The organism is Salmonella sp. 741265055_HSA (assembly GCF_046569525.1).
GTDB classification, from domain to species: Bacteria; Pseudomonadota; Gammaproteobacteria; order Enterobacterales; family Enterobacteriaceae; genus Salmonella; species Salmonella enterica.
Window position 1 is genome coordinate 95,212 of the sequence record NZ_JBKFSQ010000004.1, and the last position, 21,814, is coordinate 117,025.

The 21,814-nt window shown below is 55.8% G+C and carries 17 protein-coding genes; 3 read left to right on the plus strand and 14 right to left on the minus strand.

Going from position 1 to position 21,814, the window contains the following annotated elements; all coding sequences use genetic code 11:
* Positions 1-71: 71 nt before the first annotated feature.
* The 10 genes from ispG to ACLD4K_RS03740 form a co-directional block, all read right to left on the minus strand.
* Positions 72-1,190 (minus strand): flavodoxin-dependent (E)-4-hydroxy-3-methylbut-2-enyl-diphosphate synthase, encoded by a 1,119-nt coding sequence (gene ispG, locus ACLD4K_RS03695; RefSeq protein ID WP_000551815.1) that lies wholly within the window; start codon positions 1,188-1,190, stop codon positions 72-74.
* A 26-nt stretch (positions 1,191-1,216) separates the two neighbouring features.
* Positions 1,217-2,215: a cytoskeleton protein RodZ gene (gene rodZ / locus ACLD4K_RS03700; RefSeq protein WP_411011401.1), complete on the minus strand. Its 999-nt coding sequence runs from the start codon at positions 2,213-2,215 to the stop codon at positions 1,217-1,219.
* A 291-nt stretch (positions 2,216-2,506) separates the two neighbouring features.
* On the minus strand, positions 2,507-3,673 hold the full coding sequence (locus ACLD4K_RS03705; protein ID WP_000003206.1) for a bifunctional tRNA (adenosine(37)-C2)-methyltransferase TrmG/ribosomal RNA large subunit methyltransferase RlmN: 1,167 nt from the start codon (positions 3,671-3,673) through the stop codon (positions 2,507-2,509).
* Positions 3,674-3,879: 206 nt separating this feature from the next.
* Positions 3,880-4,311 (minus strand): nucleoside-diphosphate kinase, encoded by a 432-nt coding sequence (gene ndk, locus ACLD4K_RS03710; RefSeq protein ID WP_000963846.1) that lies wholly within the window; start codon positions 4,309-4,311, stop codon positions 3,880-3,882.
* Between the two features lie 120 nt (positions 4,312-4,431).
* Positions 4,432-5,295, minus strand: coding sequence for a 4Fe-4S binding protein (locus ACLD4K_RS03715; RefSeq protein ID WP_411011420.1), 864 nt, complete (start codon positions 5,293-5,295; stop codon positions 4,432-4,434).
* The gene (locus ACLD4K_RS03720) at positions 5,295-6,104 is read right to left on the minus strand and encodes a dimethyl sulfoxide reductase anchor subunit family protein (RefSeq protein WP_411011402.1); all 810 of its coding nucleotides are present in this window, start codon (positions 6,102-6,104) and stop codon (positions 5,295-5,297) included. The genes ACLD4K_RS03715 and ACLD4K_RS03720 overlap by 1 nt, the downstream gene beginning before the upstream one ends.
* Complete coding sequence (locus ACLD4K_RS03725; protein ID WP_000077436.1) at positions 6,097-6,726, minus strand: DMSO/selenate family reductase complex B subunit; 630 nt, start codon at positions 6,724-6,726, stop codon at positions 6,097-6,099. The genes ACLD4K_RS03720 and ACLD4K_RS03725 overlap by 8 nt, the downstream gene beginning before the upstream one ends.
* Positions 6,723-9,101: a DMSO/selenate family reductase complex A subunit gene (locus tag ACLD4K_RS03730; RefSeq protein ID WP_411011403.1), complete on the minus strand. Its 2,379-nt coding sequence runs from the start codon at positions 9,099-9,101 to the stop codon at positions 6,723-6,725. Before ACLD4K_RS03730 ends, ACLD4K_RS03725 begins: the two co-directional genes overlap by 4 nt.
* 155 nt (positions 9,102-9,256) lie before the next feature.
* Entirely contained in the window at positions 9,257-11,572 is a 2,316-nt protein-coding gene (gene pbpC, locus ACLD4K_RS03735) for a peptidoglycan glycosyltransferase PbpC (protein ID WP_411011404.1), read from the minus strand.
* Complete coding sequence (locus ACLD4K_RS03740; RefSeq protein ID WP_411011405.1) at positions 11,573-16,507, minus strand: alpha-2-macroglobulin family protein; 4,935 nt, start codon at positions 16,505-16,507, stop codon at positions 11,573-11,575.
* Between the two features lie 208 nt (positions 16,508-16,715).
* On the opposite strand from ACLD4K_RS03740, the gene sseA reads away from it, so the two are divergent.
* The 3 genes from sseA (at position 16,716) to timP (ending at position 19,006) form a co-directional block, all read left to right on the plus strand.
* Positions 16,716-17,558, plus strand: coding sequence for a 3-mercaptopyruvate sulfurtransferase (gene sseA / locus ACLD4K_RS03745; protein WP_411010775.1), 843 nt, complete (start codon positions 16,716-16,718; stop codon positions 17,556-17,558).
* Between the two features lie 247 nt (positions 17,559-17,805).
* Entirely contained in the window at positions 17,806-18,474 is a 669-nt protein-coding gene (locus ACLD4K_RS03750) for a DUF5066 family protein (RefSeq protein ID WP_411010776.1), read from the plus strand.
* Positions 18,475-18,889: 415 nt separating this feature from the next.
* Positions 18,890-19,006 (plus strand): small toxic inner membrane protein TimP, encoded by a 117-nt coding sequence (timP, locus tag ACLD4K_RS03755; RefSeq protein WP_242618368.1) that lies wholly within the window; start codon positions 18,890-18,892, stop codon positions 19,004-19,006.
* Between the two features lie 36 nt (positions 19,007-19,042).
* On the opposite strand, the gene sseB is transcribed toward timP, so the two are convergent.
* The 4 genes from sseB to fdx form a co-directional block, all read right to left on the minus strand.
* On the minus strand, positions 19,043-19,819 hold the full coding sequence (sseB, locus tag ACLD4K_RS03760) for an enhanced serine sensitivity protein SseB (RefSeq protein WP_411011406.1): 777 nt from the start codon (positions 19,817-19,819) through the stop codon (positions 19,043-19,045).
* A 109-nt stretch (positions 19,820-19,928) separates the two neighbouring features.
* A complete protein-coding gene (pepB, locus tag ACLD4K_RS03765; RefSeq protein ID WP_000133536.1) occupies positions 19,929-21,212 on the minus strand; it encodes an aminopeptidase PepB in 1,284 nt (427 codons plus the stop codon).
* A 53-nt stretch (positions 21,213-21,265) separates the two neighbouring features.
* On the minus strand, positions 21,266-21,466 hold the full coding sequence (gene iscX, locus ACLD4K_RS03770) for a Fe-S cluster assembly protein IscX (RefSeq protein WP_000523621.1): 201 nt from the start codon (positions 21,464-21,466) through the stop codon (positions 21,266-21,268).
* Between the two features lie 11 nt (positions 21,467-21,477).
* Positions 21,478-21,813, minus strand: coding sequence for an ISC system 2Fe-2S type ferredoxin (gene fdx, locus ACLD4K_RS03775; RefSeq protein WP_001124466.1), 336 nt, complete (start codon positions 21,811-21,813; stop codon positions 21,478-21,480).
* Between the last annotated feature and the right edge of the window lies 1 nt (position 21,814).

Consider the following 21,814-nt stretch of genomic DNA (forward strand, 5'->3'; position numbering starts at 1 on the left):
CTTCCCCGAACGAACCGGGAGCCATGCGGGTTCAATCATACACGGGAAGCGCGCCGCTTCCCATCACGTTCTTATTTTTCAACCTGTAGCACGTCAATCCGACGCGCTTCGTCAAGTTGACTTGCTTTCGCGCGAATACGGGATTCAAGCTGCGCGATCATATCGTCGTTGTCGAGTCTGTCCTTACGCACGCCGTCTTCATACAGGCCGCTTTTCTTATTGCCGCCCGTCACGCCCAGCGTCGATACCAGCGCTTCGCCAGGCCCGTTCACTACGCAACCGATGATCGAGACGTCCATCGGGGTGATGATATCTTCCAGACGCTGCTCCAGCGCGTTCACCGTGCCAATAACGTCGAACTCCTGGCGAGAACAGGTCGGGCAGGCGATGAAATTGATGCCGCGCGCGCGAATGCGCAGCGACTTGAGGATATCGAAACCGACTTTGATCTCTTCCACCGGGTCGGCGGCCAACGATACACGCAGCGTGTCGCCGATGCCTTCCGATAACAGCAGACCTAAACCGATCGCCGACTTGACCGCCCCGCTACGCGCGCCGCCCGCTTCGGTGATCCCCAGATGCAGCGGCTGATCGATCTGTTTAGCCAACAAACGATAAGACTCAACGGCAAGGAATACATCGGACGCTTTTACGCTCACTTTGAACTGATCAAAGTTGAGACGATCGAGATGATCGACATGGCGCATGGCTGATTCCAGCAGCGCCTGCGGCGTCGGCTCACCGTATTTTTCCTGCAGATCTTTTTCCAGCGATCCGGCATTTACGCCGATACGAATAGGGATGTTTTTGTCGCGCGCGCAGTCCACCACCATACGAATGCGTTCTTCGTTACCGATATTGCCGGGGTTGATACGCAAGCAGTCAACGCCGTATTCCGCCACCTTCAGCGCAATGCGGTAGTCGAAGTGAATATCGGCAACCAGCGGGACACTAACCTGCTGTTTGATGAGCTTGAACGCTTCGGCGGCGTCCATTGTCGGTACAGAAACACGAACAATGTCTGCGCCAACGCGCTCCAGCGCTTTGATCTGATTAACCGTCGCTTCCACGTCAGTGGTACGCGTGTTAGTCATCGACTGAACGGCGATGGGGGCACCATCGCCAATTGGCACATTCCCAACGTAAATACGTGTCGATTTTCTACGTTGAATCGGAGCCTGGTTATGCATGAAAAATCTCCCGCGTTACCCGTCTGTTACTGCGCCGGTGTTGGTTCGGCATTAAGGGTCAGACGCGCAACCTGATTAGTTCTGATAAAGCGGCTCAGATCGACAGGTTTTCCTTGATACTGGATCTGCACCGCGGCCGGCGCGCCAATTTTAAGTTTATAAGGCGCCTGACCGGTTAGGTTTAAATTGCCATCTTTACGCTGCATACCGCTAAACAGCTTCTTACCCGTGGCGTCAGTGACTTCGAGCCAACAGTCAGCGGTAAAATTCATCACCAGCGCATTCGGATCGGCAGCAGGCGCCGCTACGCCAGCCTGACTGGTCGGCAGCGCGGACGGCGTTTCCGTTGCCGCTGGCGCGGCAGATGTCGCAGCCGTATCGACATTCGCCTGCGAAGGCGCGACTACCGTATTTTGCGTCGCCGCCGCCGTTGGCGCTGGCGTTTGCATCGCCGTCGTCGAATCAACCGGCGCCGCAGGAGCCGTTTGCGCTGGCGTCGTATCCTGGCTTGTCGCGTCACGGGTGTCCAGCGGTACGCTTTGGCCGCTGTCTTTATCTGCGTTCAGTTCAGCCGTGCTTTGATCGGCCATTGTCGTGATCTCTTCCTGCTGCGCCTTATGGTTCTGCCACCACCAGGCGCCGGTCAGCCCTACGACCACAAACAGTACCAGCCAGGTAAAAGACATTAACCAGCCGTCGCGTTTTTTGCGACGCTTTCCTAATGAGAAACTCTGCATCGGAGCAACTTTGGCGGCGCGCAGCGGGGCCTGCTTTTCCAGCCCCGGCAACAGTTCCTCTTCTGGAACATGCACCAGACGCGCATATGAACGGATATATCCACGCAGGAAGGTTGAAGCAAGATCGGACGGCGCCTTATCTTCTTCAATATCGCGTACCGTAGAAACCTTCAGGCAAAGTCGCTCAGCGACAGCCTGCTGGCTGAGTCCGAGTTGTTCACGGGCATTGCGCAGACGAACGCCGGTGGTTTGTGCTTCATTTTGGTCGTGCGTGGCTTCAGTATTCATTCGCTACAGCTACAGGTACGTGTAAATTAGGATTCAGGCGCCGACGAGCCGTAATGCCCGCCCACACCGCGAAACATCAGGTTAGTTAACCTTAGTCAGACAGTATAAGCCTGTCAGGCCGCAGATGACAAAACCGCTAAGACACAAGGCTAAACTCTTGTTGCACCATTACATACTGCCTTAAAGTCGACAAAAACGCACCGTTATTATTGACCAGACAAGTACAACGCCAGACATTATTCAACTGACATTGCGCCACGATATAATGAATGCACAGTGGCGCAACTGCTATCAAATAGCCTTGATGTCAATCACCTCTCCCTGCATACGCTTACGCAGGGTACGTTTAGTACGGTCAATCACATCGCCTGCCAACTGTCCGCACGCCGCATCAATGTCATCGCCACGCGTCTTGCGTACGATGGTCGTGAAACCATAACTCATCAAAACTTTAGAAAAGCGATCGATACGGCTGTTAGAGCTGCGGCCATACGGCGCGCCAGGGAACGGGTTCCACGGAATAAGATTAATCTTACAAGGCGTCTCTTTTAGTAGCTCCGCCAGTTGATGCGCGTGTTCAGTGCCGTCGTTGACGTGGTCAAGCATCACGTATTCAATCGTCACACGCCCCTGATTGGCGTTGGATTTCTCCAGATAGCGGCGAACCGCGCCCAGGAACGTTTCGATATTGTATTTTTTGTTGATCGGGACGATTTCGTCGCGAATAGTGTCATTCGGCGCATGTAAGGAGATAGCCAGCGCAACGTCTATCATATCGCCCAGTTTATCCAGTGCAGGCACCACGCCGGACGTTGAGAGCGTGACACGACGTTTGGACAGGCCGAAACCAAAGTCATCGAGCATAATTTCCATCGCCGGTACGACATTGGTCAGGTTAAGCAATGGCTCGCCCATCCCCATCATGACCACGTTAGTGATCGGACGCTGGCCGGTGACTTTGGCCGCGCCGACGATTTTCGCCGCCCGCCAGACCTGACCGATAATTTCCGATACGCGCAGGTTGCGGTTAAAGCCCTGCTGCGCAGTTGAACAAAATTTGCACTCCAGCGCGCACCCTACCTGTGAAGAGACACACAGCGTAGCGCGGTCGTCCTCCGGAATGTAGACCGTTTCAACGCGCTGATCGCCGACAGCAATCGCCCACTTAATGGTGCCGTCTGAGGAACGCTGCTCTTCAACGACCTCCGGCGCGCGGATTTCCGCGACCTCTTTTAATTTGCCGCGCAACACTTTGTTGATGTCGGTCATCTCATCAAAATTATCGCAGCAATAGTGATACATCCATTTCATCACCTGATCGGCGCGGAAAGGCTTTTCACCTAAGTTTTTAAAAAACTCGCGCATCTGCTGACGGTTGAGATCCAGCAGGTTGATTTTCGTTTCGTTGTTAAGAACTACCGGGGTACTGCTTTCAGGTGTGACAATTTGTTCAGACATATGCTATTCCGGCCTCGTTATTACACGTTATGGCCCCTGGAGGGTTGAAAAAAGAAACGCCCCGGTAAGCTTACTGCTCATCCGGGGGCGCTGCATTGTACAAATTCTGGCGTAAGGATGCCACGTCTGCACGCGGCATTAGCGAAAATAATATTTGAACCGATAATTTATCGCCAACGCATTTACAGCGTGAAAGACGAAGGAGATTAACGGGTGCGCGGGCACACTTCGCCTTCACCGAAGAAAAAGGCGATTTCGCGCTGCGCGGATTCCAGCGAATCCGAACCGTGGGTGCCGTTTTCAGTTAAGCTATCAGCGTAGTCGGCGCGCAGCGTACCCGCCAACGCGTTCGCCGGATTGGTGGCGCCAAGCAGATCGCGGTGACGCTGTACCGCATTTTCACTTTCCAGCACGGATACCACGATAGGGCCAGAGGTCATGAACTCCACCAGACCGTCAAAGAACGGCTTGCCGTCGTGCTCAGCATAGAAGCCGCGCGCCTGCTCAACGGTCAGGTGCAGCATTTTAGTGCCAACAATTTTGAACCCTGCAGCTTCAAAGCGCGCAAAGATGCTGCCAATAACGTTTTTTGCCACCGCGTTGGGTTTAATGATGGAAAAAGTCCGTTCAATAGCCATGTTTACCTCTGAAATATGTTCTGTTGTTATGTCAGGCGCGGATTATAAAGAGCATCCCATCAATTGCCTATGGATGCAGGTAACATTTTTTTAAAATAAAATGAGCATTAGCAACAAAAGTTAAAGGCGCACAGCAAACTCAGGGGACTGACACAGCACGCAGTGCGTGTGTTCAGGCGTGAGTGCATGGAAAGTACGTTTGCAGCTTTCGCAGGTGAGCGTATGCACCGCACTATGCCGCGTTGAGGCGGGTTCCACGTCAAACCGCAGCCGCAGCGCCTGATGCGGACATACCGCCGCACAGCCGCCGCATCCCGTACAACGCGCCGCCGCTATCGTCAGGGTATTGTCGTCAAACTGGATAACGTTTTCCGGGCAGCTTCGCCAGCAGGCGCCGCACATCCTGCACTCTTGCGGACTGATTTCGGGTACGCATTCGCTGAACGCGGAAAACGCCTGTCTGAGACGCCGTTTCCCCGGCTCGACGGCGCCCGGGGTAATGGCGTCGCGCGGAACATGAAACAGAGTGCGCCGCGAGGCGTTAATCTCCGCGCCGACAACGTGTTTGAAAGACCAGCCCGGCTCGCCATAGCGGCGCAGCGCTAAATTTAGCCCCGCCAGCGCCATCAGCCACTGCGCCGATCGCTCCACCGCAATATCAATAAAGCGAATACCGTACTGGCTATGCCAGAGAAGCAGTTCATCGACCGTTGGCGCCTGTAGCGAAAACGGCCCCACCAACGTATCCCCCTGCACAAAGCGTTTAACCGGTTTGATACCGGTAATGGCGTCAACAGGACAGACAAACAGACAGTCGCCACAGGCTATGCAGCGCGTCGTATCTATGCTGACCTGCCCCTGCGCCAGCGAAAACGCCTGCGCCGGACAAACATCGGCGCAAGCGCGGCAGGAAGAAAAACGAAAGCGACGACGGACGCAGGCCTGCGTCACGTCTACCGCCGGATCGATCGTCAGGTTAACCATCATCCAATACTAAAGAAGACGTAGCGCAGCATAATCTCGCCGAGAAGCAGCAATACGCTGCCCGCCACCAGAGTCCCGCTGGCGTTTCGCAGACCGCCTGCGGCAAAGCAGAGCATTCCCGCCGCTGAGACACACCAGCCGAGAAGATAGATGTCGCGCAACTGCGCCAGCGCCTGTAGCGGATGATGCGGGAAAGTGACGACCGTCGTATCTACCACATTAATATCCGCCAGCCATAGCGGCTGCATGATCAGGCGAATCAGCACCATCAGTACGACCACCACCACAGCGCAGCGCATTGCGGCCCCAGCGTTGCGCAGATAAGCCAGCGCAATGGCTACCGAGCCGATAATGCCTGACGTGCCAAAGAACAGCGCCAGCGTGTTGCTATGCTGCCAGGTCGCCACCGAGGCATGGATATAAACCTGCGCCATGCAGAATACATCCACCAGCCCGAACGCTGCCGCCAGCGCCAGCAGCGGCTGCCAGCCTGGCTTTCGGAAAAACAGCAGCACAACCCCTAGCCCCAGCGCCGCCAGATAAAGGCTGGCAAAGACGATTTCGCGACTCAGCCACGAACTGGCGACATGACGTAACGCATTTAGCGCATTCAGCGGATAGCCCATGTGCAGCGCTGAAGCAAGCAGCCCTACGCAGGCCAGTACAAACGCCCCCGCCATCGCGGGAAGCGCGCCGCGTGCAGGCACGCGTCCCTCTACGGCGTACTGGCGGCCCAGCGCCAGCCACACTGTCACGCCCACGGACCCTTGCAAACAGAGCGTAAAAATCAGCAGCGGTAACTCATGCATGGCGTTTACCCTCTTTTTCTGCGCCCTGATGCGCTTTGACAACCAGATTAGGTTTGGTTATGGATGAATCTGGCAGCCCGTTAACGTCGCATACGCTACCGTACTTCGCGCGCAGTTCATCAATCGGGCCAAACTTGATGGCCTCCAGCGGACAGGTCGCGACACAGACGGGCGGTTCACCTTTCGCCAGTAAATCAACGCACATGTCGCACTTGGACATTTGGCCGGTCTGCTCGTTAAGCTGCGGCGCGCCGTAAGGGCAGGACCAGGCGCAATAGCCACAGCCGACGCATTTGTCGGTATCAACGCGCACGATGCCGTCGCCCGGGCGTTTATGCATAGCGGTAGTCGGGCAATTTTTGGTGCAGACAGGGTCCGCACAGTGGTTGCAGGAAATGGAAAGCGTATAAGCAAATACGTTATTGCTGACCCCGCCCTGCCCGGTCGGGATGAAACTTCCGCCCTTGACTTCATAGACGCGGCGGAAACGACGGCCTACTTCCAGATTGTTTTTGTCTTTGCAGGCCACCTGGCAGGCTTTACAACCGGAGCAGCGTGAGGAGTCGATGAAAAACCCCAGTTGTTTATCGCTCACCGGCGGGTAATGTGTAAACTGACTCATGCTTTAGCCACCTCCACCAGCATGGTTTGATGTGAATTTCCCTTCGCCAGCGCGGTAATACGGGCCGAGCTGAGGACGTTCGCACAGCCGCCTTTATCAATACCGTTCTCATCCGGCTGCCACCAGGCGCCGGCCTGCATCGCGACAACGCCGGGAATAATGCGCGGCGTCACTTCCGCCGGGATTTCGCAAATCCCGCGTGAGTTATGAATGCGCACCATGTCGCCATGCGTAATACCGCGCTTTTGCGCATCCTGCGGATTGATCCACAATGTCTGCTGCTGCACTTCAATCAGCCACGGGTTAGCGTATTGCGTTGAGTTGGCGCGGTTTTTTCCTTTCCACGTAATTAACTGGAGCGGAAAATCTTTCGCCAGCGCATCCTCCGGGCCTTCATGCGCGGGAACGTAGTGCGACAACGCCGGGATTTCCGGATGCTGCATGTCGTACAGGCGCTTCGAGAAGATCTCTATTTTCCCTGACGGCGTCGGGAACGGATGATTGTCCGGATCGCGAATATTGTCTTCAAAGGCGATAAATGGCGCGCTTTTGAACAGATGCTGACGGGTCTTTTGCAGCGTGGCAAAATCCGGCAGATTTTCGTCCGGCATCGCCAGGCGCGTCTGTTCCCAGATGTGTTCAATCCACGCTTTCTCATCGCGCCCCTGGCTAAATTCGTTCTCAATGCCTAATTTCGCCGCCACCTCACGTAGCCAGTCGTAGTCGGAGCGCCGCTCAAATTCAGGCTCGATCAGTTTTTCAGAGAGCATCAGGTAGCTTGCCGTGCCCCAGGTTTCACCGATGTTCCAGCGTTCCATGAAACTGGTTTCCGGCAGCAGTAGATCAGCGTATTTCGCGCTCGGCGTCATAAACAGATCGCTGGCGACAATAAACTGGATCTTTGATTCATCCTCCAGTACGCGTACCGCCTGGTGCAGATCGGGGTTCTGATTCGCCAGATAGTTCCCGGCCAGCGAGAACAGAATACGGATGTTACTGTCCAGCTTATCGGCATCTTTCAGTCCAATATCCGGCGTCACTTTGCTGGCGTCGTCTGCGGCCTGCACCCAGTTCATCACCGAAATTTTGGCTTTTACCGGGTTATCCGGCATCTCCGGACCCGCGGCAAATTGACGGTTAGCGCAGCCGCCATAACCCGCAGCCCAACCGCCTTTGATGCCGACATTACCGGTAATGGTCGCCAGTAGAGTCGAGCCGCGCGCGGTGCGCTCGCCGCAGTTGTGGCGCTGTGGTCCCCACCCCTGAATCAACGCGGCGGGTTTGGTATTCGCGTAATCACGCGCTAACTGGCGAATGGTTTGCGCCGGCACATGGGTGATCTTTTCCGCCCACTCGGGGGACTTAACGACACCGTCTTTGGCGCCGGTCAGATACGCCACCAGCGATTCGTTAGCCGGTACGCCTTCCGGCATTGAGTCTTCGTCAAAACCGATAGCGTAGCGCGCAATAAATGCGCGATCGTGCAGATTCTCGCTGATGATGACGTACATCATCGCGTCCATCAGCGCATTGTCGGTGGTGGGCAGCAGCGGGATCCACTGATCCGCCAGCGACGAAACGGTGTCGGAATAGCGCGGATCGACCACGATAAACCGCGTACCGTTCTGCTTCATCTTCTGCAAGAAATAGTTGGTATGACCAAAAATGGTCTCCGTCGGGTTATGGCCCCACAGAATCACCAGCTTGGTCTCCAGAAGCGTATCCAGCGAACTGCCGCTGGCGGCAGTGCCGTAAGTATAAGGCGTCGCGGCCGCCGTGTTGCCCATACTCACAGAATGGTAGCTTTCGAGATAGCCGCCGGTCAGATTCAGCAGGCGACGCGCCATTTTATCGCCGGAAAAGGTGCCGCCGGAAACGGCGGTGCCAACATGAACATAGCGCGAAGCCGGGCCATATTTTTCAGTAATCGATTTTAAATTATCGGCGATTAAGGTTGTCGCTTCATCCCAGGAAATTCGCTCGAATTTTCCTTCACCGCGTTTTCCTACGCGCTTCATGGGATATTTAAGTCTGTCAGGATGATAAACAAATTTACGGTATGCGCGTCCACGAACACAGGCACGCATCACCGGCATTTGCGCATCCAGCGCATTATCCGGTCGCGTTGAAATTCGCGTCACGATACCGTCACTAACATGCGCCCGAATATCGCATTTGCCCCCGCAGTCAAAAGTGCTGCATGTCTGAACGATTTTTTCCGCAGGCCGGTTTTCAGTTGCCGTCACAGCGCGTACCTGAGCGGTAGCTGGCGAGGAGACAAATGGTAACGCAATAAGCGCGGAGCTGGCCTGGATAAAATGGCGGCGGGAAATAGTGGACTGTTCGCCATTTCCCTGGCTTTTTATATTTTTCATGATCCGACTCGTCAAATAAAAACCCATTCTCACGTTTTTAAGTGTTAGATCTCTTGATATTTATCAAGCTCCCTCATTAAGGGTAATTCCGGAAAAATTAATAATTCTCATTAACTTTAAATTAAATGAAATTCATAATTTATTCTGAAGAGTTGTTAACGTATTAATTCAAAATTAACCGCTGCAACCTGACCGGACTCATCCATTACGACAAGTTGATAACGTCCAGCGATATTGAGTAATAAAGAAAGGCGATTATTTTCGCCATTAACAGGTTTGCCATTTAAAAACCACCAGCGACGCCCTTTACCGCCGGTAGTCGAGACGGGCAGCGTGACGTTTTCCTGGCCTGGCAATTGCCTGATCACCGCGCCATCCCTCACTCCTGACAGCATTAACGGCGCGGCATCACTGCCCTGTAGCGGCGGACAGTAAGCGGACGCCGCGGGCAAGCGGGCGCTACGTCTTTCCGCAGGCGGCAGCCACGGCTCCAGCGGCCGCGGCCAGACGATAAACGTATGCGCACGCGCCTGCGGACAGTCGGCAGCGACACGCCGCCCCGTATCATCCAGCCAGACCGGGAAACGAATACCGTTGATGTCTTCCTGCTCAGGTAACAGCAGCGTGGGCGGCTGGCTGTCATCGAGCAGCCATGTCGCCAGTCGGCGGCGACAGTTGCTGTCTCCGGCAGGCAGAGTCTGTCCGCCCGGCCAGCAAATGACGCCGCGGCTTACCGTCTGCGGACGCGGATCTTCCGGCAGGCGTCCCGTATGCGCCAGTAACAGATTATTGACCTGGTTAAGCAATGGCACCGCGCTGGCAAAACCAAATTGCCCCACCACAGGCGTGCCGTCGGGTCTGCCTGTCCAGATGCCGATGATATAGCGCGCGTTAACGCCAATAGCCCACGCATCGCGATAGCCGTAGCTGGTGCCGGTTTTCCACGCCAACGGCACAATGCGCGGCAGCGCATTATCCGGTAAGGGTTGCGCTTCATCCGCCATAATTCGTCGAATGATCCACGCCGCTCCCGGCGACATTAATGGTCTTTCCGACAGCGGATCGTCCGGCTGTAACCGTAGTTTCGCCGCTTTCCCATGACGAGCGAACGCGCTGTATGCCGCCGCCATCTCGTCAAGCCGCGCGCCCGCGCCGCCCAGAATCAGCGAAAGATTGGGCGCCGCGCCAGCAGGCAAATATAGCGGCAGGCCGACGTTACGCAGTTTTGCCGCAAATCGTTTCGGCCCATAGGCTTCAAGCACCTGAACGGCAGGCAGATTCAGCGAGCGTACCAGCGCGTCGCTCATGCTGACCGGGCCGTGAAATCCGCTATCGAAGTTTCCCGGGCGGTAATCTCCGGTGCGGCGCGGAACGTCCTGTAATAATGATGCGGGATGGATCAAGCCGTCATCCAGCGCCAGACCATACACAAAGGGTTTGAGTACCGATCCCGGCGATCGGATCGCCGTTACCATGTCGACATGACCAAAACGGCTGTCGTCATTAAGGTCTACCGATCCTACCCAGCCGCGCACGCTCATATCGGTATGATCGACGACGATCATCGCCAACGAACTGCGTGCAGGCAGCCGCCCTTTCCATGCCCGCGCCAGATCTTCCAGTTGCCGCTGCAACCCGGCGTCCAGCGTGGTCACAATTTTGTCGTTCTGGCTTTTACTCAACATCATTCGGGCAAAAAGCGGCGCCAGTTGCGGCATTTGACGCGGCGCCAGCCAGACCGGCTCTTCACGCGACTCGCGTACCGTTTCGGCAGGCCAGACGCCCTGCGCCGCCATCCGATCCAGCACTTTATTTCGTGCCGCTTCAGCTCTCGCTGGCCAGCGGTCGGGACGTAACCGGCTCGGCGCCTGCGGCAATACGGCCAGCAGCGCCGCGTCAGCGTAGCTCAGGCGCGCGGGCGGCTTGCCGAAGTAGGCCCAGCTTGCAGCGCCAATACCCTGTAGCGTGCCGCCGAACGGCGCGCGGTTCAGGTACAGCGTCAGGATATCGCGCTTGGACAAATGCCATTCAAGCTGGAGGGCGCGCCAAAGCTGGCGGATTTTACCGCCGAACGTGCGCGAATGCGGGTCCAGCAGTCTCGCCACCTGCATAGTCAGCGTACTGCCGCCGGAAATAACGCGCCCGGCGGTAAGATCCTGCCATGCCGCGCGCGCGACGGAGAAAGGGTTAACGCCAGGGTGCCGCCAGAACCAGCGATCTTCGTAATTGATTAAGGCCTCCAGGTAGCGGGGAGAGACCTCTTCAATCGTCACCGGATAACGCCAGATCCCCCCGGCGTCGGCAAAGCGCCACAGCGGCGTACCGTCATGGGCTACCACGACCCGCGCAGGATGGACCTCATTGAGCGGCAGCGGCCAAAGTTTATCCGCCGCCCATAACGCCAGAAGAATAAAAAGCGGCGCGCCCGCCAGCCACAGCCAGCGGCCACGTTTACCACGCCAACCGTTCATTTAAGGCGTCACTATCAGCAGCCCCTCGCTCGCGCCGGTTGCCCGCCACTGAGGCACGTACATCGATTCCACCTGCGGTTGCGCAAGCTGGTACGTCCCCGGCGTTACCGCGCGCGCCAGGTAGACCAGCGTCACGGGCTGGCCCTCATTGACGACGACGGCAGCCACAAACCGATCGTCGCGGAATTCCATATGCTGAATATCCGCCTGCTGCATCTGATTAAGCAGATTTTGCACTTCGCTACCGCTCTCCGGCAGGCTGGCACTGCTGTCAGCCAGATTCTGGTTTTCCAGCTCCAGCCCGGCCGGGAGCAGGTCCACCACCAGCGCATCCGGCACATTGCGATCGGCCACTACCGTTAACCAGACCAGCACCAGTTCGCCGCTACGCAACGAGGACAGCGATTTGCGCTGACCATCTGTTCCCAGTATTTGTCGTTCAATCTGCAAAACGTTGCTGGCAGGCTCAGGCGCAGATGAGGGATAGCCGCTGCTATCCAGACGCAGCCATAGCGGCTGGCTACCGGTGTTCGTCACCTCAAGGGCGGCCAGTTGGTCAGCATCCAGATTACGGGTCAGCGCCTTGTCGCCCGACAGCGGCTGCGCCTCTAACGAGGTCTGCGCCTGCCAGGCGCCCGCGCTAGCCTGTCGCGAATGCGCGGCAAGGAACAACGCATTATTCTCCTGAGTGGAGAGCCAGCGCTGACCGAAGGCCTGCTCAGAGAGCGAGCTTAATAGCGCGTTTTGCGCGTCCGGTCTGAGGTTGTTCTCTTCCAGTAACGACAACATCAGAGCGTTATCGCGCAGAGAACTGCCGTAATCCGCTATCCATTGCCGTTCGTCCTGACGCGGCGTATTCAGAGCCAGCGTAATGGCCTCTTCGCCACGTCTGGCATCACCCATCGTGTTTAACGCGATGCCCAATTGCATCAGCGGCAGTCCTGAAGCCGCCTGACTACGGCGCTCCCAGATTTCGCGCAGCGCGCCGAGCGGCGCTTTCTGCTGACGCGCCAGTACCAGCGAGGCGTAAGCCTGAGCGGCAAAAGTACTGGCCTGGGTATTATCGCTATAACGAATCAGCATCGTGCCGGGATCCTGCAGATAGCGCAGCAGTCGCTCATTGCCCCGGTTAATGGCCTCCGGCGGGACGCTATATCCCTGCTCGCCCGCGCGAATGAGGAAATCCATCGCGTAGGCCGTTAGCCAGGGCTCTTCCGCGCCATTTTTATCCCATAGCGCAAAACCGCCGTTATCACGCTGCATCTGTAGTACCCGGGAGATGCCGATATCCACCGCGGCGCGCCGTTTTTCATCGCTATCGCCGGTAATGCCGAGCGACTGCAATTGAGCGGCATTGGTATACAGCGCCGGGAATAACCCGCTGGTGGTTTGTTCCAGGCACCCGTACGGATATGCTTTCAGCTCGCGAATGTAGCGCGCCAGATTGAGCGGCGGTTTTCCGCTTAACAGCAGTTGTCCCTGTAACGTGGCTGGCGAGACATTGGCCAGATGCTGCTCTGGTATATGCCAGCTCTCTCCCGGCGCCAGCGCAATGCCGCTATTTTCCGTGTAGGCAGGCCAGGCCGGACGCACGCCGATTTGCCACTGTTTATGCTGCGCGCCGAGGGTTTCTCCCGGCAGATTCAGACCGCTAATGGTCGCCTGGATTTCGCCTTCGCCAAAACCTTCCAGCGCGCGTACCGGAACGAATAAGGTGGTGCGCACGCCCGGCGCCAGGTTAACCGGTTGCGGCTGCTGGCTAAGCAGTTCCAGTAGCCCACTGGCGGCGAGAGAAATATTCAGCGTCTGCGGACGGTCGGTCAGATTGGTGACGTCCAGCACCAGTCGCGACACATCCCCTCCCGCCAGAAAACGCGGCATATTCAGCTCGGCAATCACTGGCGCGGCGACAACGACTTTGCTTTCGCCGCGGCCAAAATCGTCCGCTGTCCATGCCTGCGCCATAACCCGCAGTTCGCCGTTAAAGTCGCCAATCGGCAGCGTTACGACCCCTTCGCCCTGCTCATTGAGCGTGATCGGCTGCGCCTGCTGCGCGATGATATTGACATGGTTTACCGGCGGTTTTCCGCCGCGCTTAAGGGCGTCGCCATCGCCGCCAAAACGCAACGCCGCCAGCCGCCCCTGCCCTTCAATGACCTGGCCGTAAATATCATAAATATCTGCGCCATAACGTTTTTGACCGAAGAACGCCTGCCACGGGTCCGGCGTCGCATAATCGGTAATATTCAATACGCCGCTATCGACTGCGGAGACCAGCACGTTGATCTGTTTTGGCATTTCGCCGTGTTTAACGCTGGCTTTCACCCTGACGGTGAGCGGCTGATTTGGGCGCATTTTGGCCGGGCTTTCGAGCGCCAGATCGAGGCGGCGGTTTTCATCCCCCAGCGGTAGGTGTAGTAACCCCACGGCGCGTTTTGGCGTGGCGGAACGAGATTTATCGCCGGGACGCACCACCAGCGTACTGAGATAGAGATCGTGGCGATTCCAGGTTTTATCCACCGGAATCGTGAGATCCAACCCTTGTGCCGGCACATCGATCGCCTGCCACCACAGCGGACCATCGCTGGACTCCACCATCGCATAACCTTTACCGGCGACCGGCGCGGCGATATGCAATTTCATGGTGTCGCCTGGACGATAATTCGCTTTATCCAGTTTGAGGGTGACGCGATCCGGACGCGCCGCGCCGCTACCGTCGCTGTTATCCTGCCAGCTATAGCCGGCCCAGAAACGAACGCTGCTGACCGTCTCATTCGGCGCTTTGACTTCCAGACGGTACGCGCCCCATTCCACCGGGAAGCTGACTTTTCCGGTTTCATCCGCGTTCAGATCCAGCGTCTGCTCGCCCTCCACCAGATCTTTTTGATCAAACTGCGACTGCCAGCCTTCGCTTTCCGACCAGTTCCAGTAATAGTCGCGACGCTCGCGGATGAGCCGCACCTGTAAACCAGACACCGCTTTTTTCTCGCCCTGCGCGTTGGCGTAAACAATATCGAATGCGGCGTTGCTGTCTTCGTCGACAATCGGTTGATTAACGGTGGTATCCGTACGGTAGTCGTATACCGCTTTAGCGGCGAACTGTGGGCGAATTCCCGGTAACGTATCGGCAGGCCAAATCGCCTGCTCTACGCGACGAGTGACCGGACGACCGCCAGACTCCAGCAGGCTGGCCTGTAGAATTACCTGCAGCGGCGAATGCGCTTCTTGCCACTGGCTGGCAGCACTCACTTCACCACGTCCGCCTTTATCCAACGTCAGTTGAACTTCGTCCAGGCTGCGCGAAAGATTCTCTTCGGCAATATTGCCGAACTGGAAGCCAGGCAACGCCGCAACAGCGTCGCGCAGCGGACGCAGGAAAAGTTGCCCTTGCAGGGTATTGCCGTTAGCAGGCGCGCCATACAAGTAATAGCCGACAACGGAGAATTTCACCTCATCCGCAGGCGCCAGCGGTGTTTTTTGCGCCGTCAGGTTGAGCGCCATCCGCTCCGGCATAAAGTCTTCCACGTGGAAATCCCAACTCCGCAGCAAATTATCGCCGGTGTTGGCGCGGACATGCCACAAGCCGGTCGGCGCGTTGATATCCAGCGGATAATTCAAACGGTATAGCCCGTTTTCCGGCTGGCTGACGACGGTACGCATCACCTGTCCGTCTGGTTTTACCACTTCCAGCTTAACGGGTTGATCGGGCAGCGTTTTACCGTCGCTATCGCGCAGTAATCCGTTGAGGATAACCGTTTCGCCCGGTCGGTAGAGATCGCGCGGGCCGAACATAAAGAACTGCTTGCTGTAGCCGGGCGCGCCAGCGACATTAAATTCCGACAGATCCAGAGCCGGAAGCGTGAGATCGAGCAGCGTGGTCTGCCCCTCTTTACGCGCCAGTAAGAGCGCCGCCGCTTTATCAGCCTCCAGTTGCACATGCCCCTGCGCGTCGCTCGTCGCCTGCGCCAGCGTCTGACCTTTATCATTCAGAAGAACGATCTCAATTCCCGACTGCGCCGCGCCGTTTTCCAGGCTTTGCGTAAAGATATCCAGCCGATTATGGTAACGGTGCGCGGACACGCCGATATCGCTAAGGGTAAACAACGTAGCGGCATTACTATAGTTGTAGTGTCCAGCCTGATTCATTACCGCCACATATACGCCCGCCTGTTGCAGCGGCTTAATATCGCTTAATGGCAGTAGCAGTTTCTCACGCGTATTGCGCGCCGGATTAAGATCAAAACGACCGGTATAAACCAGATCCGCCATTTTCAGCAGATTGTCGGACTCCCAGTTAGAGAGAGAACTACGGTACTCCCACTGGCTGACAAATGACGCCAGCGATCCGGGCTTAACGCGGAAAAAGTTCACATCAACATGGTTGACGTTAAGCGCCATGACCGGCAGTCCTTCCGCGATTTTCCCCGGTAGCAGCGATCCCCGGCTGGCAAAGCCGACGCTGGGCTGGACATCACGCGTGGTAATCGTTTTTTCATAAGACTTGCCGAAGGTGGCGTTATTCAGCGCTTTAACGGCGGGATCAACCGTGACCACCAGCACGCGTTCAGGTTCCAGATGACGTAACCTTAGCTCTTTTAAATTTGGCGCCAGCTCCCATGCGCCGTCAACGCTGCCGCTTTTCTTATCAACCACGTGAACCACACGGGAGAAATCCTGTTCAGGATCTAAAGGAATTGAAAACGTCAGCACCAGCGTCGCCGCGCCGTCGAGCTGCGCTTCGGAGGCGTCTAATAGCGTGAGCGCTTTGCCCTGGCTTTGCTGCGCCAGCTTTTGTAGCTGTGCCGGGTCTTGCGCGGGCGAGGGCTGCGCTACGGCTGGCGCTTCGCTTTTAGTCGTCGGGGCGGTTTTATCGTTGTTATCGCATCCCGCCAGCGCCAGCATGATCATGCAGGCCACCACGCGTAAATGTTTCATCTTTCATCCCTGGCCTTAACGGCCTGTCAGCAACGGTTGATGAGATATTATGCGCGAGAAATTTTATTGTGTAAGTCCGTATTACTGTGATGATGCGAAAATTTTACGCAGAAATGTGGTTTCGCCAGCCAAAACAGCCTCTTCTACTTGTCCCTTTTCGGGAAACGTCCGACAATTTGTCCATAATCAGGTAACAATGGAGATGCCCATGACCACCGCCTTTTTTGTCGCCGCCGACTGGCTTGCCGAACATATTGATGATCCGGAAATACAGATTCTTGACGCCCGTATGGCGCCGCCAGGACAGGAACATCGTGATATGGCGGGCGAATATCGCGCCGGACATATTCCCGGCGCGCTGTTTTTTGATATTGAAGCGCTTTCCGATCGCGCATCGCCGCTGCCGCATATGATGCCGCGCCCGGAAGCGTTTGCGGTGGCCATGCGTGAACTGGGTGTTCGCCAGGATAAACACCTGGTCATATACGATGAAGGCAATCTGTTCTCCGCTCCGCGGGCATGGTGGATGCTGCGCACGTTCGGTGCCGAGAAAGTGTCCATTCTGGCGGGCGGACTGGCGGGCTGGCAGCGCGACGAATGGCTATTGCGCGAAGGCGAGGAAGCGCATGAAGGAGGCGAGTTTGAGGCGAAATTCGCGCCGCAAGCCGTGGTGCGTCTCACCGACGTATTGCTGGCAAGCCATGAAAAAACCGCACAAATCGTTGACGCGCGTCCGGCGGCGCGTTTTAACGCTCAGGCTGATGAACCGCGTCCGGGGCTGAGGCGCGGACACATTCCTGGCGCGCTAAACGTCCCGTGGACGGAACTGGTGTATGAGGGCGAATTAAAGACCACTGACGAACTGAATGAGGTTTTTTTCAGCCACGGCGTGAGTTTCGACAGACCGATTATCGCCAGTTGCGGTTCCGGCGTGACGGCCGCGGTCGTGGTGCTGGCACTCGCCACGCTGGATGTGCCTGACGTCACGCTTTACGACGGCGCGTGGAGCGAATGGGGCGCGCGTAACGATTTACCGGTTGAACCCACTTAATATCTGCCATGCCGGATGGCGCTCACGCTTATCCGGCCTACCGTTCAGGCTGATGTAAAACGAATCTACAGACATTGTTTTTATTCAGCTCTTTTCCGCTGTCCTGCAAACGGGCATTATTTTCTCTTAATAAAATCCTATTTTTTATCGGTAAATACTTTACGCCGGGTATAAGGAGTATCATCACCGCTGTTTTGGTTTTCACCGGGAAATAACTCCTGTAAATATAATTTTTTAAGGATGGAAAATGGATATTTCACTCGCTAATTTAATTGAGTTGGTTAAAAAGGTTAACCGCAATAAGGTGCCTAATCCTATGCCTGCTGAGGAAATAAGTCGTCTGCGAGTGCGTAAGTATCGCGATCCGCAAAATACGGAAACCACTGAGTTACCTGAAAGCCTGAAGGCGCTACTGGCCTACGACCGCGATCTACTTAGCAATTATAATATGCCTGTGATTGAAACATTACAAAGATCTATTGATAAAGAGGGAGTAATTCATTCTTACTCCCCTGATGAAGAGGCGTATTACGGCGTTGGCATGGATGACTCAGGTATTGATATTGAAGATCTGATGCCTGTCTGGAGTAACGATCCTCGTCTTCCGGCATTAATTCGTATCGATCATGTCGGCGATCAGGCCATTTTTATCTATATCACAGAACGGGATGCCAACGGCGAATACCCTATTGCCCGCATGGAACGAAATGAATTCTGGCTGGCGGAGTCTTCCCTGGTGGAATATCTCTATAATATTATTTCGCGCGCTAAAGACATTGGCTTTACCGAAGAGGATTTACATCTTCCGCAATGGCAGGCACAGCAAAAAATGAATGAAAAACGCGATGCCGCTTTACTTGACCTGGAGAATTATCATGAGGAGCTTTGGGCAAAACTGGACGCGCTCGGCGATTAATCGACATGATGCCGGATGGCGCTCACGCTTATCCGGCCTACCGTTCAGGCTGATGTAAAACGAATCTACATAAATTCGGTTTAAGCAGGCCACAAAAAAACCGCTCAATTGAGCGGTTTTTTTGTGCTGGTCCGGTTCGCGGCCTTCCCAGCAGGCTTTGTTGCCATAGCAACGCAGGCACACCGTAGGGGATTAATACTCCCTTTTAAGGGAGCAAATGTCAATATGATTTATCGGGAAACTATTCAACATTTGAGGTATTATCTTTCCCGGCCCTTTCCGCCGTCTCGCAAACGGGCGCTGGCTTCAGGAGAGGATAACCCATGGCCGTAAGCGCAGGCACACCGTAGTGCCTGCTATCACGGCATTATCGCCAGCGGTGCTGCCGTGATGCGGTCTTCGCAAGGACCGCAACATGAAGGTACGATGCTTTTGTGTCGTGCTTCTTGTTTCTGGCACGTTGTGTCTTCACGCAGACAGAAGCCACCCAGGTAGCTCTGTTCCCGTAACGCTCAACGTCCAGAGCAGGTAAGCCAGGAGGCCGCCCTGTTGGGCGGCTTTCTTTTCTTCAGATGATGCGATTCTGTTTAAAATCGCGCAGGAACCCGCCCCAGCGGCGCTCGTAGAACGGTGCGATATGCTCGGTGATAAAGTGGCTGATACCCTGCTCGCCCTTTCTCACCTGACAAATATCGATCGGTTCGTCACCCGGTAACGTGTCGGTCGCCACATTGCCCGCTGCGTGAATGATCTCTTCAATATCGCCGTCAGCCTCAATGCCAATCAGCAGATTGGGTTGGGCGTCCGCATGTTCTTTAATCGCGCAGAGAAACGCGCGTTTCACCGGTTTGATGGTTTTAAACAGCGTAGTGAGGGAATCAATCATCTGCGACGGTGGCTCGGCCACTTCGGATAAAATAAGCGACTCGCCGCCTTCCAGCACTTCCTGCGTACTTAATGGGCTGCCTTCCTCAGCGAGAAGCAGGCTGATTTCACGCGGCATAAACTCTTTGCCGGTCGGCAATTTAGCGTTGAGGAATAGCGTTTCGCCAAGCGTCATTTCAAACAGCGTGCGCACCGGCATCACCACAAACGCCTGTTCGTCTTCCACGGCCTGCTGCAGCGCCTCCAGAGAAGTAAAGAAGGGAATGACGGTCGTGCCGTCTTCTTTTTCCCAGTGCTGCAAATCCAGAGCGCTGTCTTCCACAATCGCCTCGCCTTCGGCAGCGCTGCCCGGCACCCAGACGGTGGACTCCAGTAAGGTACGGAAAAATGCCGGACGATGCGCGGGCTCAGTCGCCGCTTTCTCCAGCAAGATTTCTAATTCATTTTTAGTTTCGGACATAGGAATCACAAATTATGTATATGGGTTGTAGGCCTGATAAGACGCACGGCGTCGCCATCAGGCAAAATGCCGGGTGGCGCTTCGCTTACCCGGCCTACAAAAACACCGTTCAGGCGGTCAGCAAATTCGCGATGGTGCGCACACCCAGACCGGTTGCCCCGGCAGCCCACTGCTCAACCGGTGCTTTGCGATAAGTGGCGGAACAGTCAATGTGCAGCCAGCCTTCGCGGTAATTTTCAACAAAGTGCGACAGAAAACCCGCGGCGGTGCTTGCCCCAGCGGGATACGCCGCGCTGCCGGTGTTGTTCAGTTCCGCAAAGTTAGACGGCAGTTGGTTACGGTGGAACTCCGCCAGCGGCAGACGCCAGAACGGTTCATTCTCTTGCGCCGCGCTGGTCAGCAAGCGCCCCGCCAGCGTATCATCAAAACTGAATAGCGCATGATAGTCGTTACCCAGCGCCGTTTTCGCCGCGCCGGTTAACGTCGCCATATCAATGATTAGCTGTGGGTGTTGCGCGCTGGCGTCAATCAGACCATCTGCCAGCACCAGTCGCCCTTCCGCATCGGTATTCATGACTTCGACATTCTTACCATTACGGTAGCGAATAATATCGCCCAGTTTAAACGCATTGCCGCTGATCAGATTATCGGCGCAGCACAGGAACAGTTTTACGCGTTTATTCAACCCACGGGTAATGGCGAACGCCAGCGCGCCCGTTACTGTCGCCGCGCCGCCCATATCGGATTTCATTGAGTCCATAAAAGCGCTTTGTTTGATACTGTAGCCGCCGGAGTCAAAGGTGATACCTTTACCGACCAGGCAGGCATAAACCGGCGCATCTTTGTCTCCCGTCGGGTTGTAATCCAGCGCCAGCAGCACCGGCGGACGCTCAGAACCACGGCCTACGGTATGCAACCCCATATAGTTCTGCTCGCGCAGATCTTCGCCTTTGGTGATACGATAAGTGACGCTATCGCACGCGACGCTGCACAGCAGATCCACTGCGCGCTGCGCCAGTTGCTCCGGCCCAAGCTCTTCCGCCGGAGCATTAATGGTGTCGCGCACCCAGTCAATAATGGTCAGGCGGTTATCCAGTTCCTGACGTTGGGCATCGTCTAAATCCGGCCACATTACGGTACGGACGCCTTTTGGTCCTTTGTAACCCGCCCAGAATGCCCAACAACGCTCGATATCCCATCCTTCGCCTGTCAGCGCGACCTGTTTTATTCCCAGGCCGTCGATTTTACGCGCCGCACGCTGGATCAACCCCAGATCGTCTTTACCGTTAAGATGCAAGGTAATACCGTCGTTATTAATACTGTAAGTGGCTTTATCGCCCCAGCGCGCATCGGCAGGCTGCGTGGAAAGCGTAATTTTCATGGCTTCTGTCATTGTTATTTTCCTTATTAGCAAACGGGCCGCCGTAGGGCAGCCCGTTATTTGACTTACTCTGCTTCATCCAACCAGACTAGCAGAATCGCCTCCAGAATTTTTTCATTGGATGCGTTAGGGTCGTCGTCAAAATCGTCCAGTTCGCAGATCCACTGATGCAGATCGGTGAAACGAACGGTTTTAGGATCGACATCAGGATATGCGTCGTATAACGCTTCGCCGATCTCGCGGCTATCGGTCCACTTGAGTCCCATACTACCCTCTGTTAATGCTCACGCGCATGGTTGATTGTGTAACGTGGAATTTCGATAACCAGATCGTCGTCGGTAACGCGGGCCTGGCAGCTCAGTCGACTTTCCGGCTCCAGCCCCCACGCTTTATCCAGCATATCGTCTTCTTCTTCCGAACTTTCCGGCAAGGAGTCGAAGCCTTCACGTACAATACAGTGACAGGTGGTGCAGGCGCACGATTTCTCACAGGCGTGTTCAATCTCGATGCCGTTGCGCAGCGCAACGTCAAGAATGGTTTCACCGGTCTCAGCTTCCAGAACTGCGCCATCCGGACAAAGATCCTGATGAGGCAGAATAACAATCTTCGGCATG

Coding starts and splice junctions, on each gene's coding strand:
- ispG (WP_000551815.1), bottom strand. CDS start 1,190: ATGCATAACCAGGCTCCGATTCAACGTAGAAAATCGACACGTATTTAC.
- rodZ (WP_411011401.1), bottom strand. CDS start 2,215: ATGAATACTGAAGCCACGCACGACCAAAATGAAGCACAAACCACCGGC.
- ACLD4K_RS03705 (WP_000003206.1), bottom strand. CDS start 3,673: ATGTCTGAACAAATTGTCACACCTGAAAGCAGTACCCCGGTAGTTCTT.
- ndk (WP_000963846.1), bottom strand. CDS start 4,311: ATGGCTATTGAACGGACTTTTTCCATCATTAAACCCAACGCGGTGGCA.
- ACLD4K_RS03715 (WP_411011420.1), bottom strand. CDS start 5,295: ATGGTTAACCTGACGATCGATCCGGCGGTAGACGTGACGCAGGCCTGC.
- ACLD4K_RS03720 (WP_411011402.1), bottom strand. CDS start 6,104: ATGCATGAGTTACCGCTGCTGATTTTTACGCTCTGTTTGCAAGGGTCC.
- ACLD4K_RS03725 (WP_000077436.1), bottom strand. CDS start 6,726: ATGAGTCAGTTTACACATTACCCGCCGGTGAGCGATAAACAACTGGGG.
- ACLD4K_RS03730 (WP_411011403.1), bottom strand. CDS start 9,101: ATGAAAAATATAAAAAGCCAGGGAAATGGCGAACAGTCCACTATTTCC.
- pbpC (WP_411011404.1), bottom strand. CDS start 11,572: ATGAACGGTTGGCGTGGTAAACGTGGCCGCTGGCTGTGGCTGGCGGGC.
- ACLD4K_RS03740 (WP_411011405.1), bottom strand. CDS start 16,507: ATGAAACATTTACGCGTGGTGGCCTGCATGATCATGCTGGCGCTGGCG.
- sseA (WP_411010775.1), top strand. CDS start 16,716: ATGACCACCGCCTTTTTTGTCGCCGCCGACTGGCTTGCCGAACATATT.
- ACLD4K_RS03750 (WP_411010776.1), top strand. CDS start 17,806: ATGGATATTTCACTCGCTAATTTAATTGAGTTGGTTAAAAAGGTTAAC.
- timP (WP_242618368.1), top strand. CDS start 18,890: ATGAAGGTACGATGCTTTTGTGTCGTGCTTCTTGTTTCTGGCACGTTG.
- sseB (WP_411011406.1), bottom strand. CDS start 19,819: ATGTCCGAAACTAAAAATGAATTAGAAATCTTGCTGGAGAAAGCGGCG.
- pepB (WP_000133536.1), bottom strand. CDS start 21,212: ATGACAGAAGCCATGAAAATTACGCTTTCCACGCAGCCTGCCGATGCG.
- iscX (WP_000523621.1), bottom strand. CDS start 21,466: ATGGGACTCAAGTGGACCGATAGCCGCGAGATCGGCGAAGCGTTATAC.
- fdx (WP_001124466.1), bottom strand. CDS start 21,813: ATGCCGAAGATTGTTATTCTGCCTCATCAGGATCTTTGTCCGGATGGC.